This window comes from Rhizobium ecuadorense, from assembly GCF_001187535.1.
Lineage (GTDB): Bacteria > Pseudomonadota > Alphaproteobacteria > Rhizobiales > Rhizobiaceae > Rhizobium > Rhizobium ecuadorense.
Window position 1 is genome coordinate 1 of the sequence record NZ_LFIO01000735.1, and the last position, 231, is coordinate 231.

Sequence of the window (231 nt, forward strand, 5' to 3'; positions counted from 1 at the left end):
GCCGATGGCCCTTAGCTTCATCGCGATCTCACCCTTCTCAGGTTCGATCACGGAGCAGCTGGGGAAGACGCACACCATATCGGCGGGACTAGCGCTTATGGGTCTGGGCAACCTTCTGCTCGGCTCATCCTTTCTGGCCGACTGGTTCATTGCCGAAGAGCTCGGACTGGACCTTGGCATCGGCCTGCTTGGCAAGCACGGTTTCTGCGGCGGCGATCGCCAGATCGACAG

The 231-nt window shown here is 60.6% G+C and carries 1 pseudogene; it reads right to left on the reverse strand.

Annotated elements, in window-relative coordinates:
• Positions 1-124 precede the first annotated feature (124 nt).
• Positions 125-231, reverse strand: a pseudogene (locus AF337_RS40360) (ATP F0F1 synthase subunit B); the annotation flags it as partial.